Source organism: Streptomyces thermolilacinus SPC6 (genome assembly GCF_000478605.2).
GTDB lineage: Bacteria > Actinomycetota > Actinomycetes > Streptomycetales > Streptomycetaceae > Streptomyces > Streptomyces thermolilacinus.
The window spans coordinates 5,894,395-5,910,226 of the sequence record NZ_ASHX02000001.1 but is presented as its reverse complement, the minus strand read 5'-3'; the positions used below and the strand labels follow the sequence as shown (position 1 = coordinate 5,910,226).

Here is a 15,832-nt window from a genome sequence, read left to right as displayed (position 1 = left end):
GCCGTCACGGCCCTATCAGATGCTGCCGGGCGAGCAGGTCCTCGGGACGGTCGCGTTCGCGGACCAGGTGCGGCCGGCCGTCCCGCACCAGGACCTCGGCCGGGTAGCCGTGGCTGAGGAACTGCACGGGCGAGGCGGTCGGCCCGTACGCGCCGGAGCGCAGGACGCCGATGAGGTCGCCGGTGCGCAGCGGCGGCAGCGGGACGTTCTTGCCGAGGGTGTCGTTCGGGGTGCACAGCGGACCGGTGACCTGCCACGGCACCGGCTCACCGGAGGTCTCGCGGCTGAGCAGGCGCATCGGGAAGTTCCGCTTCACGAAGGAGCCGATACCGACGGCGGCCATGTGATGGTGGGTGCCGCCGTCGACCACCGCGAAGTTCTCGCCCCGCGACGTCTTCAGATACCGCACCCGCACGAGGTACACCCCGGCCGGCGCGGTGAGATAGCGGCCCAGCTCCATGATGAGCCGGGTCTGCGGATGGCGCGTGTGGAACTCCTCGACGACCGGGTTGAGACCGGCCGCCAGTTCGGCCGTGTCCAACTCCTCCTCGCCGTCGAAGTAGGGGATGCCGAGCCCGCCGCCCACGTCCACGGTCCGAAGCGGGATGTCCAGCTCCGCGCCGACGCGTTCGGCCAGTTCGAAGATCCGCCGGGTGTTCTCCGTGACCACCGCCGCGTCGAGGATCCGGGTGCCCATGTACGCCTGCACGCCGATGATCCGGGTGGCCGGGAACTCCTTGGCGAGACCGGGGCGGGCCAGCAACTGCTCCTCGTCCATGCCGAACTGGCGGGGCCGGCCGCCCATGGTCAGCCGGGAACCCTTGACCGAGAAGGCCGGATTGACCCGCAGGATCACTGGTGCCCGGGTGTCCCGGGCGCGCGCCAGGCCGTCCAGCAGCGCGAGTTCGTCGAAGGACTCGCACACCACCGCGTGAATGCCGTGCTCCAGGGCGGCGGTGAGTTCCGTGCGGCTCTTTCCGGGGCCCACGAAGATGATGTCGCCGGGATCGACGCCCGCCCGGAGAGCTGTCAGCAGCTCGGCGGCCGAGCACACCTCGGCACGGGCCCCGCGCGAGGCGAGAGCGGCGAGGACGGAGATGTTCGGGTTGGCCTTCAGCGAGTAGAAGTACTCCAGTTTCGGGTGGAGCGCCCTTCTGAGCGTTCCGTACTGCGCGGCGAGGACGCCCTCGTCGTACACATAGAGCGGGGTACCGAACTCCTCCGCGAGCTCGGTGTAGGTAATGCCCTGGACACGGGGTCGTCCGTCGGTCACGTGACCGGTCCTTTCCTCAAGTGGGGCCGATACGGATTCACAGTCGGCTGAGCCGGGCCCCGGCGGGGTCGAAACGGAACGGCTGCTCCGGCATGCCGTGCACCGCCATCGCCGCGCGCACCCCCTCCCGGGCCGCGGCCGGGACATGCAGCAGGAGAAAGCCGCCGCCGCCCGCGCCGAGGAGCTTGCCGCCGGTCGCCCCGGCCGCCAGCGCGTCCCGGTAGGCCCGGTCCACCCCGGGCAGGGAGACCCGGGCGCCGAGGCCCCGCTTCAGCTCCCAGTGCCGGCCGAGGATCCGGCCCACCTCCGTGCTGTCGCCCCGGGTCAGCGCCTCCCGCAGCGGGCCGGTCAGCTCCTTGATCTCGTGCAGCCGGGCCTCGGTGCCGCGCTCCCCGGAACCGGCCGCGCGGGCCTGGTCGCCGAGGACGGCACCCGCGTCCCGGCTGGTCCCGGTGAAGTGCAGCACCAGTTCCTCGTCGAGGCGCCGTACGACGTCATCGGCGACGGGGACGTCCTCCACGGTGACCCTGCCGTCGGTGGCGAAGTGCAGCTGACGGAAGCCGCCGAGAGCGGACAGGAAGTGGTCCTGCCGGCCCACCGGGCGGCCGAGGCCGTCCATCTCGATGCCGCTGGCCGCCATGGCGAGGTCGTGCGGGGACCGCTCCTTCCCGGACAGCCCCGCGACCAGGGCCACGCAGAACGCCGCCGAACTGCCCATACCGCTGCCGCCGGGCACGTCGCCCGCGGAGAACAGGTCCACCGGGGAGCCGTCCCAGTACCGCTTGAGGGCCTCGCGGGCGTAGGGGTTGGCGAGGCCGTCGACGGAGTCGGCGCTGCCGCACGAGTCCAGGCAGGCGCGGATCACCGTCGCGGTACGGGCTCTTCTGCCGAACACGGTGACCCGCAGGTCGACGCTGGCGCCGAGCACAGTGCCGCCGAACCGATGCGCGTAGGCGGGCAGGTCGGTGCCGCCGCCCGCGAGGGAGATCCGCAGCGGAGCGCTGCTCACCCACAGGTCCGCCGCCCCGCTCACGCGCTCACCCCCTCGTGTTCCCAGGCCGGATCGGCGGCCCTCAGCGCCTCGGCGGTGCGCTCGGGGCTGGCCTCGCTGACGAAGGCGCCCGCGCCCAGCTCACCGGCGGCCGGGCGCTTGACCACGGTCGGGCTGCGGTGGCCGGAGAAGACCTGGGCGCGCACATGCGCCAGATGCCGTTCCCGGCGGGCGGCCGCCTGCACCCACACCGCCATGTAGGGCAGCGGAGCCTCGGCCACCGACTCGAAGCGGTGCAGCAGCGAGCGGTAGATCCGGGCGAGGTCGTCGCGTTCCTCGTCCGTCAGCGCGTCCAGGTCCGGGACATGGCGGCGGGCGTACAGATGGACCTCGTACGGCCAGCGGGCGGCGAAGGGGACGAACGCCGACCAGTGCGCGGTGCGCGCCACGACCCGGCTGCCCGCCTCCTCCTCGGCCTGTCGCACCCGGCAGAACACACAGCTCTCGCCCCGCAGTTCGGCGGCCCGCGCGGACTCGTGCATCCGCCGGAACCGCTCGGGCATCCACGGGTAGGCGTAGATCTGCCCGTGCGGGTGGGACAGGCTCGCGCCCACCTCCGCGCCCCGGTTCTCGAAGCAGACGACCTGCTCCACCGCCGCCATCCGGTTCAGCTCCCGGGTGCGGTCCGCCCACGCGTCCACGACGGTGCGCACCCGGGCCAGCGGCAGCCGGGCCAGCGGCGTGTCGTGGTCGCTGCTGAAGGAGACGACCTCACAGCGGCCCGGCGCGGGCGCGCTGGCCAGCAGGGCACGGTCGCCGCCGGCCGGAGGCCCGCCCGGAGCGCCGAGCGCGGGGAAGCGGTTGTCGAAGACGGCGACGTCATAGGCGCCGCCCGGGATCTCCATGACCTCGGGCGGGGACGAGGCGCACAGCGGGCAGTGCGGACCGAGCGCGGTGCGGGCGGCCCGGTGCGGGGCCATCAGGACCCAGTCCTCGGTCGTCGGGTCCCAGCGCAGGGTGGAGGGCACCGGAGCGGCGGGCGGGGCGGCGGGCGCGGACGGGCGGGCGCGGCCCGGCTGCTCGTCGTAGTAGTGGATGCTGCGCCCGTCGGGCAGTGTGGCGCTGATGCGGTGTGTGCGGGTCAACGGCCGCTGCCCTGCGCGGAGGCCGACACGATCCGGCCGGCGCGGACGAACTCGCGCATGTGGCGGGTCAGCAGATGGGCGATCATCATGTGGATGTCCTCCTGCTCCTCGATGGACTCGGCCGGAGCCGTCACCCAGCGGTCGCACAGCGCGGCCGCCCGCACCGCCGTCGGGCCGAGCAGCCCCACCGTCATCGCGCCGAGTTCGCGGGCGTGCCGCAGCGCCTCCAGCACATTGGGGGAATTCCCACTGGTGCTGATGCCGATCACCACATCGCCCTCCCCGGCCAGACCGGTGAGCTGGCCGCTGAAGACCGACTCGTAGCCCACGTCGTTGGCCCAGGCGGTGATCGCGGGCACGTGGTCGACCAGGGACATCACCCGCAGCGGCGGGGTGCCGGTCAGCCGGGTGTTCTTCGACAGATCGACCGCCAGATGCGAGGCGGTGGCGGCACTTCCACCGTTGCCGCAGGTGAAGACGGTACGTCCGGCGGTGTAGGCGCGCTCCAGGATGGCGGCCACATCGCTGAGCTCGGTGAGCGAGACCTTGCCCACCGCCCGCTGTACGTCCGTCAGATAGTTGTGCATGTGTGCCGTGCGCCGTCGGGTGTCGTCCAGCATCCTGTCGCCTGTCCACTCGGAGAAGGTCGGGGTCCGGTGCGGAGCCGGTCCGTCAGTCATGCGCCACCACCTGTTCGTACAGCCGCGCGGTCTCCCGGGCGGTGCGGTGCCACGTCCAGTCCTGGTCCATCAGCCGCCGCCGGGTCCGCTCGACCTGGCCGGGGCTTGAGCCAAGCCACCGCGCCGCGTCGGCGACGGTGTCCTCGACGGCCTGCGCGGTGAGCGCGGCGAACCGGAAGCCCGTGCCCTCCTGCGGCGCGCCGCGCAGTTCGCTCACCGTGTCGCGCAGCCCACCCACGGCGCTGACCAGCGGCACTGTCGCGTACGCCATGGCGATGAGCTGGTTCAGCCCGCAGGGCTCGACCCGGGACGGCATGAGGGTGAAGTCGGAACCCGCGTAGACCAGCGACGCGACGTCGTGGTCGAAGCGCGGCAGGTGGTGGACGGCTCCCGGGGCGAGGCGGTGCAGCTCCGCGAGCGCCCTCATGTACGCGGTGTCCCCGGAGCCGACGACCACCAGCTGGGCGGTGCCGTCCAGCAGCCGGGGCCCGAGGGCCGTCAGCATCAGGTCGACGCCCTTCTCGGGCACGAGCCGCGCGCACACCCCGAAGAGCGGGACGTCGGGGTCCTCCCGCAGCGCCACGAGGTGTTGCAGCTCCCGCTTGTTGGCGCGCTTGCCCGAGGTCACCGCGTCCCGGTCGAAGGGCATCGCAAGCCTTCCCGGCGCCGCGGGGTCCCAGACCCGCTCGTCGACGCCCGCGACGATGCCGGTCAGGGCGAGCGGTTCGAGCACGTCGCCGAGGGGCGAGCCCGCGAAGTCCGCCCTGAGTTCCCGCGCGTATCCGGGGCTGCCCGTCGTGGCCGCGTCCGCGGCCAGCAGCCCCGCGAGCAGCAGGCTCGGCCGTCCGCGCGCGGCGGTCAGGAACGGCTTCCGGAACGCGTCCGGCAGACCGAGCCCGGCGACCTCGGCCACGCTCACCTCACCGGGGTAGGCGCCGTTGTGCACGTTCATCAGCAGCGCCGGCCGCGCGGCGGATCCCCGGGCCTGCCGCAGATGGGCCAGCGCGGCGCCCGACTGCCAGTCGTTGCCGTGCACGAGGTCGTAAGGCCGTCCGGAGATCTCGGTCCAGCGGGCGGCGGCCCACCCGAAGAAGGCCGCGCGGGCGGTGGCGTCGGCGAACTCGACGTAGCGACCGTCCCGGTAGATGCCCTCACGGTCGTACCAGACGTCCGCGCGCAGCAGGAAGACCTCGCAGGAGCCGTCGTGGTTCAGCACCTGCTCCACCGTCGCCTCGGCGGTGACTCCGGCGATCCGGATCCCGGGCAGCCGCGCGACCTCCTTGGTGCGCAGCCCCCGTTCCGCGACCAGCCACGGGTAGTACGGCACCAGCAGGTCGTGCTCGATCCCGTGGTCCCGCTGGAGGAGCTCCGGCAGCGCCCGCGCGGCCTGCCCGAGGCCGCCCTCGGCGAAGTAGGGCGCCAGCTCCTGGACCAGATAGAGGCATCTCATGCCACGGCCTCCCGGACGACCCACACGCGGAACAGATGCAGATCCGGGTTGTACGGCAGCTCCAGCACGGAACAGGACGCGGCGGCGCGGCAGTTCACGGTCGTCTGCCACAGGTGGGGACGGGCGTCGGTGATGGCCTCGCCCTCGGCGTCCAGGAGGTAGTCGCCCTCGGCGCAGCAGGTCTCGCCGGGCAGGGGGCGCAGGGACAGGGCGTCGCTGAGGCCCACCAGCAGATCCGTGCTCGTTCCCTCGGGGGTGCGCAGTCGCAGGACGTCCTGGACGTTTCCGTAGGTGCCCGCGCCCACGACGTGCAGCGCGGTGACGGCTCCGGTGCCGGGGAGGGAGATGCGCTGGCCCTCGCAGGTCACGTTGTCGGGGACGCCTGATCCCCAGCCCGGTGGCAGGCCCAGGGTGTCGGCGATGGCGTCGAGGATGCCGGCGGGGAAGGTACGGCCGTAGCCGTCGAAGCCCTCACCGCCGGCCGGCTGGCCCTTGGCCGAGGTGCCGGTGTTGTTGCGGTGGGCCGAGACATCGACGGGTACCGCGCCGGCGGGCAGCACGATGCCGTTCACGCGTGTGCTCCCGCCGCCGTGGCCAGTCGGGCGGATGTCGCGGCGAGGGCGTCCCGCGCGGTGCCGAGCCGGGCGTCGATCTGCCCGCGGAAGGTCTGGGCCCGGGGTGAGCCCAGGGGCATCACGCCGAGGCGCATCAGCAGGTTCCGCACCACGAGCACGTCCCGGCATGCCTGGTCGGCCGAGGCGGCGGGCTCCGGGCCGAGCGGCACGGTGCCGTCGTCCGCCAGCGCCCCCAGGTACCGGGCGAACCAGCGAAGCACGTTGTGGTACCACCACAGGCCGAGCAGCAGGTTCTGGCCCGCGCCCCAGTTCAGCTCGTTACCGGTGGCGCCGCGCGGCCGCTCCGCCACCAGCTCCACATACACGGCCAGCTGGGACCGGATGCCCTCCAGGAACTCGGCACCGCCGAGAAACCCGCCCTCGCCGCCTCTCAACTCGCGCGCGGCGCGAGAGAGTTCGTACCGGATCAGGTCCTCGTGCGGAAGGGGTGCAGCGGTCCGGGGCAGCATCTCCATCCAGGACTGCCCGGCCTCCTCCGCACACATCGCCGCTTCGATCTCGGCAAGGGGGACCCGGCCGTCGTGGAAGAGTTCCAGACCCGGGTCGAGCAGGCGCAGGGTACCGGTGACCGAGTCGGGGTCGCTGACGACCACCGCGTGCAGGGCGTGGCTGCGGCCGCGGTTCGGCCAGAAGTGGGTCAGGTGGAAGCCGTCGGCGGCGGCGACGACCGTGTGGCCGCGCTCCAGGTGGCGCAGCGCCTGGAGCCAGCTTTCCCGGTCGTGCACCGGATGCTCGACGAGCCGGTAGCCACGCCGCTCGGCCATCGCCGAGAACGGTACGAACGGCTCCGCGAAGGCGAGCAGGCCGTCGGTGTCCCAGGTGGCGCACGTCGAGGCGCCGCTGCCCAGCACCAGAGCGGGATCGACGGTCGGGTCGACGGCTCTGAGCAGAGCGGCGACGGCCGCGTGGTAGCAGCTGGGGTCGACGAGGGGCGAGGCGTCGTTGACCAGGGGGGTGGCGTCGTTCACCTGTTCACTCCAGAGAAGGGGGCGTCGGTGCGGGCGCTCGGACCCAGGGCCGGTTCCCACCAGAAGCGGTTCTCCCGGTACCAGGCCACCGTCCGGGCCAGGCCCTCGGCGAAGTCACGGCGTGGCGCGTACCCGAGCTCCCGCCGGATCTTGGACCAGTCGACCGAGTAGCGGGCGTCATGGCCCTTGCGGTCCGCCACGTGCTCGACGCTGCTCCAGTCGGCACCGCAGACCTCGAGCAGCCGCTCGGTGAGCTGCCGGTTGGAGAGCGCGACGCCGCCGCCGATGTTGTAGACCTCGCCCGCCCGGCCGCGGTCCAGGACCAGGCGCACGGCACGGCAGTGGTCCTCGACGTGCAGCCAGTCCCGGACATGACTGCCGTCCCCGTAGAGGGGCACGCTCCGCCCGTCTAGCAGCCGGGTGATGAAGCGCGGGATCAGCTTCTCCCGGAACTGGTACGGCCCGTAGTTGTTGGAGCAGCGCGTGATCCGTACGTCAAGGCCGTGGGTGCGGTGGTACGACAGCGCGAGCAGGTCGGCCGCCGCCTTCGAGGCCGCGTAGGGCGAGCTGGGCGCGAGCGGCTGTTCCTCCGTCCATGATCCGACGGCGATCGAGCCGTACACCTCGTCCGTGGAGATGTGGACGAAGGGGATCGGCGCCGGCCGCCGCAGTGCCGCCTCCAGCAGGACCTGGGTGCCGAGGACGTTGGTCGAGACGAAGACCCCGCCCGCGGCGATGGAGCGGTCCACGTGCGACTCCGCCGCGAAGTGCACGACGGCGTCGTGCCCCGCCACGAGCGTGTCCACCAGGTCGGCGTCGAGGATGTCCCCCCGGACGAAGCGAAGACGTGAATCGGACGCGACCGACGGCAGGTTGGCCCGGTTGCCGGCGTAGGTGAGGGCGTCCAGCACCGTCACCGCCGTCGGAACGGTTTCCCGCGCCGCCTCGGACGCCAGCAGGGACCGGACGAAGTGCGAGCCGATGAAGCCGGCGCCCCCGGTGACCAGAATGCGCATGATCTGCTTGGAGCCTTTCTGTACAGCGGTGGCGCCGTCGTCTGTCCGGCCCGTCCACCGTGTGAACCGCCGCACCCGGTCGCTGGGACCAGCGGTACTCCGTCACGGCCGACTGCCGCTGACCCGGCCGGTCGCCGTACTGACTCGATTCTGCGGTGAGCGGGCCGGGAAGTAGACCTCCTCTTTGGGGCATGCCTGCCCCAGCGTCCTGGTGGGGCGGTCGGCGAGCCTTGTCCGGCGCATCCGTCTCGGGGATCGTCGCTTCGTCGCCCCCGGTGATCAGGTCCGGGGGACGGCGAAGGAGAGGAGACCCGCCGTGCGCAAGCCGTCCGAAGCGGGCGTGGGAACGGCCCGGCCGACCCCGGGCGAGGACCCTGAGGGGCCGCTCGTCCTGCTGGGGAACTTCGAGGTCGAGGATCACTGGGCCGAGGGCGAACTCGGCCTGCCCAGACCGCCGTTCAGCGGTGGCAGAGCCGTCGTCAACCGCCTCGACGAGCTGACGCTCCTGCTGGCCGGACCGCGCGACCATGTGGTGCTCAAGGCACCGCCCGACGACGACTGGCTGGCGTATCTGCGCACGCTCGGCGTCGAGTTGCCGGGCATCCTCGCCGTGCGGGACCAGGACCCCGGCCGCACGGTCGGGGAGGATGCGATCGAGGACACGGCGCTGAAGGCCGAACTCGCCCGTCTCGCGGAGGGCGGGGCGCGGCTGTGGCCGCACGGGGTCTCGCGAGTGGAGGAGCGCCTGGCCGACCTCACGGGACTGCGTCTGGCGACCGCGCCCGCCGCCGTCTGCAAGGCGGTCAACAGCAAGATCTACAGCCGGAGTCTGAACGACGAGTACGGCCTGCGCCAGCCCGAGGGCAGGACCTGCCAGGACCTGGACGAGTTCGCGGATGCCTGCGCGTGGGCCCGTGAGCGACTGGACCGGGGCGGCACCGTCGTTCTCAAGGACGCGTTCGGGGTGTCCGGCAAGGGCGTCCTGGTGGTCGCGGAGACCGCCGCGCTCGACCGCGTCCAGCGCATGATCACGCGGCGGGCGGAGCGGCAGGGGCGCCGGGACCTGGCCCTGCTCGTCGAGGACTGGGTGGCCAAACGGGCCGACCTCAACTATCAGTTCACCGTCGGCCGCGACGGCACCGTGCGCTTCGACTTCGTCCGCGAGGCGCTGACCGAGGGCGGCGTCCACGCGGGGCACTGGATGCCCCCGCGCCTCACCGCCCGCCAGCAGTCGCAGGTGCGGGACGTCTCGGCCGTACTGGGCCGGCGCCTCGCCGCCGACGGCTACTTCGGTGTCGTGGGCGTGGACGCGATGGTGGACCCCGACGGCGGGCTGTACCCGGTGGTGGAGATCAACGCCCGCAACAACATGTCCACGTACCAGGAGCGGTTGCGCTCCACCCTCCTCGCCGACGCGGCCGGGACCGCCCTCGCCGGTCACTTCCCGCTCCGGCTGGGCCGGCCCGTCCCCTTCGCCGAACTCCAGGACCGGCTCAGCGGCCTGCTGTTCGGCACCGACACCGGCACCGGCTTCCTGGTGAACGACTTCGCCACGGTCAACGCCGCCGCCACGCGGCCCGAGCGGCCTGAGGGCCCCTTCGACGGCCGTCTCTACGGCATCACCGTGGCCGCCTCACGCCAGGGGGCCACCGCACTGCACCGGGCGGTCGCCGACCGTCTGGGCGATCTGTCCCGGCCGGGAGGGATCCGGACCGGGGAACCGCATCGAGAACGGAGCACAGCATGACGGACAGGGCAACCACGCACCGTGACATCGCCGTCGAGGTGATCGCTTCGCTGGCCGCGATGGTGGGTCGCGACGTATCCGAACTGTCGGAGGAGACACGGCTCTTCGATGACCTCTACTTCGACTCGACCAGTGTCCTGGAACTGCTGATGAGGCTGGAGGAGGACCTGGGGGTGGAGTTCGACCCCGAGACCCTCCAGCCGGCGGACTTCGAGAAGGTCGGCAGCCTCGTCGCGTACGTCCGGCGCGAGGCCGGGGCGTAACGGTGGCAGAAGCCCTGGCCGGGGCCCCGGCACTGGAGGAGACGCTGCACCGGGCCGGGCACGCGGCGGCGAGGTCGCGGGGCCTGGTCCCCGCCCTCCTCCTGCTGCACGCCGGGCTCGGCGAGGGGACCGCCGTCCGCGGGGCGGGCGGATGGATCGTCGCGCCTACACGGGTCACCCGACGGCTGTGGAGCGGCGAGGGGTACGTCGGCCTCCCGGCAAAGGACGCTGTGGAGGCCACACCCGCCGTTCTCGACGGCCTGGGACTGACGGTCCTGCGCTGCCGGACGCCGGGGCCTGCCGCCGCCGGACCGGCGTACGGGGCCTGGCTCGCGGCCCTGGCCTGGACCCGGCTCGGCCACTCCCGGCACCTGCTCGACCTGGCGGTGGCGCATCTCGGCAGGCGCACCTTCGACGGCGCCCCGCTGCTGCACCGGCAACTGGTCAAGGGCACGCTGGCTGACGCGGTCGTCACCCACCTGGAGACCGAGAGCGCGCTCGACGGCGCCGCTTCGCACCGCGCCGCCCTGGCGGAAGCACACACCCGGATCACCGCCGTGGACCGTGAACTGGTCCGCCTGTTCGGGGCCGGCGGATTCACGGCGGACGGACCGGGCCGCTCGGCCCACGCCTCGGAACTGCTGGCCGATGTCTACGCGGGAGGAACGCCGTGCACACGGACGACGACGAGCGCCTGACGCCCCTGCGCGGGCAGGCCCGGGAATGGGCGGCGGACATCGAGCCCCACATCGCCGAACTGGACCGCGACCCCGGCACGGTGGCCCGCCTGATCCACCTGCCGCTGCTCTCCCGGCTGGCCACCCTGGGCATCCCGCCGGAGTACGGCGCGCCGCCGCTCACTGTCGGCGGACAGCGCTACCGCCTGCGTACGGCCCTGGAGAAGGCGGTGTTCTTCGAGGAGGGCGCACGGGCCGACCTCGGGCTGCTGTTCTCCGTACCCGGCCCCGACATGTCCGGCACCCTGGTGGACACCCTCGGCGACCGGGCCCAACGGGACTGGTTCTACAGCCGTCTCCTGGAGCGCCCGACCTGGACCTGCTTCGCGATGACGGAGGCGGGGCGGGGCTCCGACGCGGCCCGTATGTCCACCACGCTCACCCGCGCGCCGGACGGCGGCTCACTGGTCCTCACCGGCGCCAAGCGCTATGTCGGCAACGCCGTCCGCGCCGGTGTCGCCGTGGCGTTCGCCCGCTTCGCCCCCGGTCCGCTGGGCATCCGGGCCGTCCTGGTGGACACCGCCTCCCCCGGCTTCTCGGCGGAGCCCGTCCCCACCCTCGGCCTGCGCTGTCTGCAACTCGGCGCGATCACCCTGGACGCGGTCGAGGTGCCCGAGGACCAGTTGCTCGGCCGTCATCTGCCCGCCGTCCGGCAGGGCATGTGGGGCTGGCTGCGCACCTTCAACACCTGGCGTACGGTGATCGCCGCCATGGGCGTCGGCGCGGCCGCCGCGGCCCACGCCTACGCCCTGCGGGAACGGCCGGCGGCCACCGGGGCGGACCGGGAGCACTGGGACGCGCTGGCCCGGCGCATCGAGGGCGTCCGCGCGCTGACGTACCGGGCCGCCCGCGCGGTGGACGACGACCCCGCGGACGGCGAACTCGCCTCGGCGGCGAAGCTCACCGCGGCCCGCCTCGCCGACGACCTCTGCCGTGCGGCGCTACGCCGGCTGGGCCCGGCGGCCCGTCTCGAGCACCCCCGGCTGGACAAGATGGCCAGGGACGCGCAGGGTCTTGAGCTCATGGAGGGCACGGCCAATGTGCAGCGCCTCGCGGTCTTCGGCGCCCTGGTGCGCGGCGGGGGCGCGCGGCGCCGGTGACAGCCGCCGCCGATGAGGTGCATCTCTGGCAGTTCCCGCTGGATCTGCCGCCCGGCGCCTACCTCGCCCTGCTCGACCCACGGGAGCGCGCCCGCCACGAAGCCCAGCCGAGCGGCACGGGCCGGGACCGTTACGCCGTGGCGCACGGCACCAAGCGGCTGATCCTCGGAAGCTGCCTCGGCCTGCCCCCCGCGCGGGTCCCGCTGCGCGTGGGCCGCTGGGGCAAGCCCGAAGTGGCGGGCCACGGGCTCCGGTTCAGCCTTGCCCACTGCGGGGGTCGGGCCCTGCTCGGCGTCTGCGGCCACCGTGAGATAGGCGTCGACCTCGAGCGTCCCCGGTCCGGTCTGGACCCCGTCCGCTTCGCCGCCCGCTGGTTCCGCCCGGAGGAGGCGGCCCGGGTGGCCGAAGCCGAACCGGCGGACCGCTGGGGCGAGTTCCTCAAGCTCTGGACTCGCAAGGAAGCCTGTGTGAAGGCGGCTGGAGGGCGGCTCGCCCAAAGCCTGACCCTGCCGGTCGGCCACGGCCCGCACGCCGTGGCGGATCCCTCGGGACGGCTGCCGGGTTCCTGGTGGGTCGACGACGTCCAGGGCCCCGACGGCTGCGCCGCGGCCGTGGCACTGGCGGGCACCGGGCCGTTCCGCCCGGTCCCGCGCTCGTGGGCGCCGGTCACACATGGACCTGGCTGTGATCCCCCAGGATGAGCTGGTGCGCCACCGGTCGGCGCCGCGCGGACGTCACCATGACCTCCCGCCCGATCAGTGACGACTCGACCCGTCGCACACCCTCGAGCCGGGCCCCGGTCAGCACGATCGAATCCTCGATCTCGCTGTGCCGCACCTGGCAGCCTTCAGCGATCGAGGCGTACGGGCCGATGTGCGAGTCGCTGATGACGGACCGCGCGCCGATGACGGCGGGCCCGACGATCCGGGAGTTCAGCACCCGTGCCCCGCGCTCGACGACGACCTGGCCGACCAGCTCGGAGGAGTCGTCGACCTCGCCCTCCATCCGCGCCCGGCTGGTGTCGAGGACCGTCCGGTTGACTTCCAGCATGCCGACCGCGCTCCCGGTGTCCTTCCAGTAGCCGGTCAGCCGGGTGGCGCGCACGGAACGGCCCGTGCCGACCAGCAGGCTCAGCGCGTCCGTGATCTCCAGCTCGCCGCGCGCCGAGGGCCGGATGGCGCGTACGGCATCGTGCACGGCAGGGGTGAAGACGTACGCGCCGACCAGGGCGAGGTCGCTCCGGGGCCGCTCGGGCTTCTCCTCCAGCGCGGTGACCGTGCCGTCCGCGCCGACCTCGGCGACCCCGAACGCGGTCGGGTCGGGCACCCGCGCCAGCAGTACCTGTGCGTCCGCCTCACCGGCCCGGAAGTCGTCGACCATCTGGTTGATGCCGTCCTGGATGAAGTTGTCGCCGAGGTACATCACGAAGTCGTCGTCGCCCAGCCACTCCCGGGCTATCAGCACCGCGTGCGCCAGACCGAGCGGCATCTGCTGCGGCAGGTAGGCGGCGCGCAGCCCGAACGCGGAGCCGTCGCCGACCGCGTCCCGGATCTCCCGGGCCCCGGCGCCGACGACCAGTCCGACCTCCCGCACCCCGGCCGAGGCGATGGCGTCCAGGCCGTAGAAGAGCACCGGGCGATTGGCGACCGGCACGAGCTGCTTGGCGAAGGTGTGGGTGATGGGCCGCAGCCGGGTACCCAACCCTCCCGCGAGGACGAGTGCTTTCACTGGGTGACTCCCGCCACGACGGTTCGGACTTCGGTGACTACGACTGCTGGGCGACGGGTTCCGGACGGGCAACCGCGGAGCGCAGGCGCGGGAATCCGGCGAGCGCGACGATCAGGGCGAGGCCGGCCGCCGCACCGGGCAGCCAGTGACCCGCCTCCGGGCCGAGCCGGTCGATCGTCCAGCCGCCGGTCGCCGAGCCCAGGGCGATACCGCCGAGCAGCGCGGTGGTGGTCATGGCCATGCCCTCGTTGATCTGGCTGCTGGGCACGATCTCCTGGAGCAGGCTCATGCTGATGATCATTGTGGGCGAGGAGGCCATGCCGGCGACGAACATCAGCCCGATCAGCGAAAGCATGCCGTCGGCCAGGACCAGCGGCAGCATGCACACCGTCATGCCCGCGAGCCCCAGCAGGAAGTGCCTGCTGGTCTCCCCGCGCAGCGTCACCAGACCGAACAGCAGGCCGGCGATGGCCGATCCGACGGACTGCAGCGCGAGCACCACGCCTGCCGCGCTCTCGTGCCCGAGGTGCTCGGTGTAGGCGACGGTCACGACCTCCAGGGAGCCGAAGATCGTGCCGGTGAACAGGAAGGTGCTGACGATGACCTGGAGCCCCTCGTTGCGCCACGGCGAGACGGCGGTGTCCTCGTCCGGCGTCTCCAGCGGCGGCTCGGTGCCGCGCTGGGCGGCGAAGAGGCCGGTTCCGACGAGGGTCAGCGCCGCCGCGGTCAGCACACCGGCCGTGGGCGAGAGGCTGGTGCACAGGGCCACCGCCAGGATCGGGCCGACGATGAAGCACACCTCGTCCAGCACCTGCTCGAAGGAGTTGGCGGTGTGCAGGGACTGCTTGTCGTCCCGGTAGATGTGTGCCCACCGGGCACGTACCATGCCGCCGGTGTTGGGAGCGGTGGACAGGACGCTCGTCGCGAAGAGGGTCCAGTCCGGGGCGTCGTGGTGGGCGCACAGCACCAGGGCGACCGAGCCGATCGAGGAGATCACGACCGCGGGCACCGCCACCCTGGCCTGGCCGTACCGGTCGATCAGCCGGCTGATACGGGGCACCAGCACCACGGTGGCCGCCATGTCCACGGCCGCGACCGTGCCGGCCAGCAGATACGAGTCGCGCAGCGTGGCGATCATGATGACGGTGCTGACGCCGTACATGGACAGCGGAAGCCGGGACAGGAAGCCCGTGACCGTGAAGGCCACGGTCCCCTTGGGGGTGAACAGACGGCGGTACGAGGCTAGCAAGGGGGAGATCTCCTAGTGATCCGAGTGAGCTGGTGATCCTGGTGTGCGGGAAGGGGTCCGGCGGACCGCAGCGCGATCTCACGCAGAGCGTGTGCGGTGTCGGCGGCGCTCAGGTCCGGCCGGGGGCCTTCGGGGGTTCCCCGCGTCGCGGCGAGCCCGACCAGCGCCGTACGGCAGCCTGCCCGCAGCCCCGCCTCGACATCGGTGGGAAAGTCCCCGACCATCCACGACCGGCCCAGATCCAGGCCGAGTTCCCGCCCGGCGCGCAGCAGCATGCCGGGCGCGGGCTTACGGCACTCGCAGGCCACCGACAGCTCCGGCACGGTGCCGTCGAGGTGGTGCGGGCAGACGTAGATCCCGTCCAGGGCGATGCCCGACGCGGCGAGCAGCGCCCGCAGGTGGACGTGCATGGCGTCCAGCGCCCGCCGGTCGAACAGACCACGGGCCAGGCCGGACTGATTGGTGACAAGGACGAGAGCGTACCCAGCGTCCCGCAGTGCGCGCAGCGGGGGAGCGACTCCCGGCTGGAGCACCAGGTCCTCGGGGCGGCTCGGATAGTGGCGGGGCTCGGTCAGGGTGCCGTCGCGGTCGAGGAAGACCGCCGCCTTGGTCGTCATGTCGCGCAGTCCACCCGTTCCCCCAGACACAAGAAAAGCAGTGCGTCCTCTCCCGCGAGGTGATCGAGCGGAGACGCTCCGGCGGATGAGTGCCGAGAGACTATGAGCCCCTCGTCAGCCGCCGCAACCGACCGTTTCGGGTATGGCCCTTAGGCCACCGCTTAGGCCGCGCCTTGTGCTCCAGACCCCGCGCCGGACCGCCCCGACAATGACCGCACCGGCCCCGGGACAGC

16 protein-coding genes are annotated in these 15,832 nt (G+C 72.8%); 5 read left to right on the top strand and 11 right to left on the bottom strand.

The features are described from left to right. Nucleotides 1–4: 4 nt before the first annotated feature. Genes lysA through rfbB form a run of 8 tightly spaced genes read right to left on the bottom strand, consistent with a single transcriptional unit; the run spans nt 5 to nt 8,158 of the window. Nucleotides 5–1,273 carry a diaminopimelate decarboxylase gene (gene lysA / locus J116_RS25655; RefSeq protein ID WP_023589943.1) on the bottom strand — a complete coding sequence of 423 codons (1,269 nt, stop codon included), beginning with the start codon at nt 1,271–1,273 and terminating at the stop codon, nt 5–7. Between the two features lie 37 nt (nt 1,274–1,310). Further along, nucleotides 1,311–2,306, bottom strand: a complete 996-nt coding sequence (locus J116_RS25650) for a GHMP family kinase ATP-binding protein (protein ID WP_023589942.1) — start codon at nt 2,304–2,306, stop codon at nt 1,311–1,313. Next, a complete protein-coding gene (gene galT, locus J116_RS25645; protein ID WP_023589941.1) occupies nt 2,303–3,409 on the bottom strand; it encodes a galactose-1-phosphate uridylyltransferase in 1,107 nt (368 codons plus the stop codon). The genes J116_RS25650 and galT overlap by 4 nt, the downstream gene beginning before the upstream one ends. Beyond that, on the bottom strand, nt 3,406–4,089 hold the full coding sequence (locus J116_RS25640; protein WP_201258830.1) for a D-sedoheptulose-7-phosphate isomerase: 684 nt from the start codon (nt 4,087–4,089) through the stop codon (nt 3,406–3,408). The genes galT and J116_RS25640 overlap by 4 nt, the downstream gene beginning before the upstream one ends. Beyond that, on the bottom strand, nt 4,082–5,539 hold the full coding sequence (locus J116_RS25635) for a glycogen synthase (protein ID WP_023589939.1): 1,458 nt from the start codon (nt 5,537–5,539) through the stop codon (nt 4,082–4,084). The genes J116_RS25640 and J116_RS25635 overlap by 8 nt, the downstream gene beginning before the upstream one ends. Then, nucleotides 5,536–6,111 (bottom strand): hypothetical protein, encoded by a 576-nt coding sequence (locus J116_RS25630; RefSeq protein ID WP_023589938.1) that lies wholly within the window; start codon nt 6,109–6,111, stop codon nt 5,536–5,538. The genes J116_RS25635 and J116_RS25630 overlap by 4 nt, the downstream gene beginning before the upstream one ends. Further along, nucleotides 6,108–7,142: a hypothetical protein gene (locus tag J116_RS25625; RefSeq protein WP_023589937.1), complete on the bottom strand. Its 1,035-nt coding sequence runs from the start codon at nt 7,140–7,142 to the stop codon at nt 6,108–6,110. The genes J116_RS25630 and J116_RS25625 overlap by 4 nt, the downstream gene beginning before the upstream one ends. Further along, nucleotides 7,139–8,158, bottom strand: a complete 1,020-nt coding sequence (rfbB, locus tag J116_RS25620) for a dTDP-glucose 4,6-dehydratase (protein WP_037948342.1) — start codon at nt 8,156–8,158, stop codon at nt 7,139–7,141. Before rfbB ends, J116_RS25625 begins: the two co-directional genes overlap by 4 nt. A 316-nt stretch (nt 8,159–8,474) precedes the next feature. On the opposite strand from rfbB, the gene J116_RS25615 reads away from it, so the two are divergent. The 5 genes from J116_RS25615 to J116_RS25595 are packed head-to-tail and all read left to right on the top strand — an operon-like array spanning nt 8,475 to nt 12,706. Continuing rightward, nucleotides 8,475–9,905: a preATP grasp domain-containing protein gene (locus tag J116_RS25615; RefSeq protein WP_023589935.1), complete on the top strand. Its 1,431-nt coding sequence runs from the start codon at nt 8,475–8,477 to the stop codon at nt 9,903–9,905. After that, nucleotides 9,902–10,168: an acyl carrier protein gene (locus J116_RS25610; RefSeq protein ID WP_023589934.1), complete on the top strand. Its 267-nt coding sequence runs from the start codon at nt 9,902–9,904 to the stop codon at nt 10,166–10,168. Before J116_RS25615 ends, J116_RS25610 begins: the two co-directional genes overlap by 4 nt. A 2-nt stretch (nt 10,169–10,170) precedes the next feature. Then, nucleotides 10,171–10,866 carry a hypothetical protein gene (locus J116_RS25605; protein ID WP_023589933.1) on the top strand — a complete coding sequence of 232 codons (696 nt, stop codon included), beginning with the start codon at nt 10,171–10,173 and terminating at the stop codon, nt 10,864–10,866. Next, complete coding sequence (locus J116_RS25600) at nt 10,839–12,005, top strand: acyl-CoA dehydrogenase family protein (protein ID WP_023589932.1); 1,167 nt, start codon at nt 10,839–10,841, stop codon at nt 12,003–12,005. The genes J116_RS25605 and J116_RS25600 overlap by 28 nt, the downstream gene beginning before the upstream one ends. Nucleotides 12,006–12,022: 17 nt before the next feature. Next, nucleotides 12,023–12,706: a 4'-phosphopantetheinyl transferase family protein gene (locus J116_RS25595; RefSeq protein ID WP_235617385.1), complete on the top strand. Its 684-nt coding sequence runs from the start codon at nt 12,023–12,025 to the stop codon at nt 12,704–12,706. On the opposite strand, the gene J116_RS25590 is transcribed toward J116_RS25595, so the two are convergent. From J116_RS25590 to J116_RS25580, 3 genes are read right to left on the bottom strand one after another with little or no spacing between them, the layout of a single operon-like run. Continuing rightward, the gene (locus tag J116_RS25590) at nt 12,672–13,733 is read right to left on the bottom strand and encodes a glucose-1-phosphate thymidylyltransferase (RefSeq protein WP_023589930.1); all 1,062 of its coding nucleotides are present in this window, start codon (nt 13,731–13,733) and stop codon (nt 12,672–12,674) included. The two genes, J116_RS25595 and J116_RS25590, sit on opposite strands and share 35 nt — an antisense overlap. A 37-nt stretch (nt 13,734–13,770) precedes the next feature. After that, nucleotides 13,771–14,982 (bottom strand): MFS transporter, encoded by a 1,212-nt coding sequence (locus tag J116_RS25585; RefSeq protein WP_023589929.1) that lies wholly within the window; start codon nt 14,980–14,982, stop codon nt 13,771–13,773. After that, a complete protein-coding gene (locus J116_RS25580; RefSeq protein WP_023589928.1) occupies nt 14,976–15,599 on the bottom strand; it encodes a D-glycero-alpha-D-manno-heptose-1,7-bisphosphate 7-phosphatase in 624 nt (207 codons plus the stop codon). Before J116_RS25580 ends, J116_RS25585 begins: the two co-directional genes overlap by 7 nt. Nucleotides 15,600–15,832 lie beyond the last annotated feature (233 nt).

Bases quoted from the DNA above. Each gene is read 5' to 3' on its own strand.
- J116_RS25640 (WP_201258830.1), bottom strand. From the start codon at position 4,089: ATGACTGACGGACCGGCTCCGCACCGGACCCCGACCTTCTCCGAGTGG.
- J116_RS25635 (WP_023589939.1), bottom strand. From the start codon at position 5,539: ATGAGATGCCTCTATCTGGTCCAGGAGCTGGCGCCCTACTTCGCCGAG.
- rfbB (WP_037948342.1), bottom strand. From the start codon at position 8,158: ATGCGCATTCTGGTCACCGGGGGCGCCGGCTTCATCGGCTCGCACTTC.
- J116_RS25610 (WP_023589934.1), top strand. From the start codon at position 9,902: ATGACGGACAGGGCAACCACGCACCGTGACATCGCCGTCGAGGTGATC.
- J116_RS25580 (WP_023589928.1), bottom strand. From the start codon at position 15,599: ATGACGACCAAGGCGGCGGTCTTCCTCGACCGCGACGGCACCCTGACC.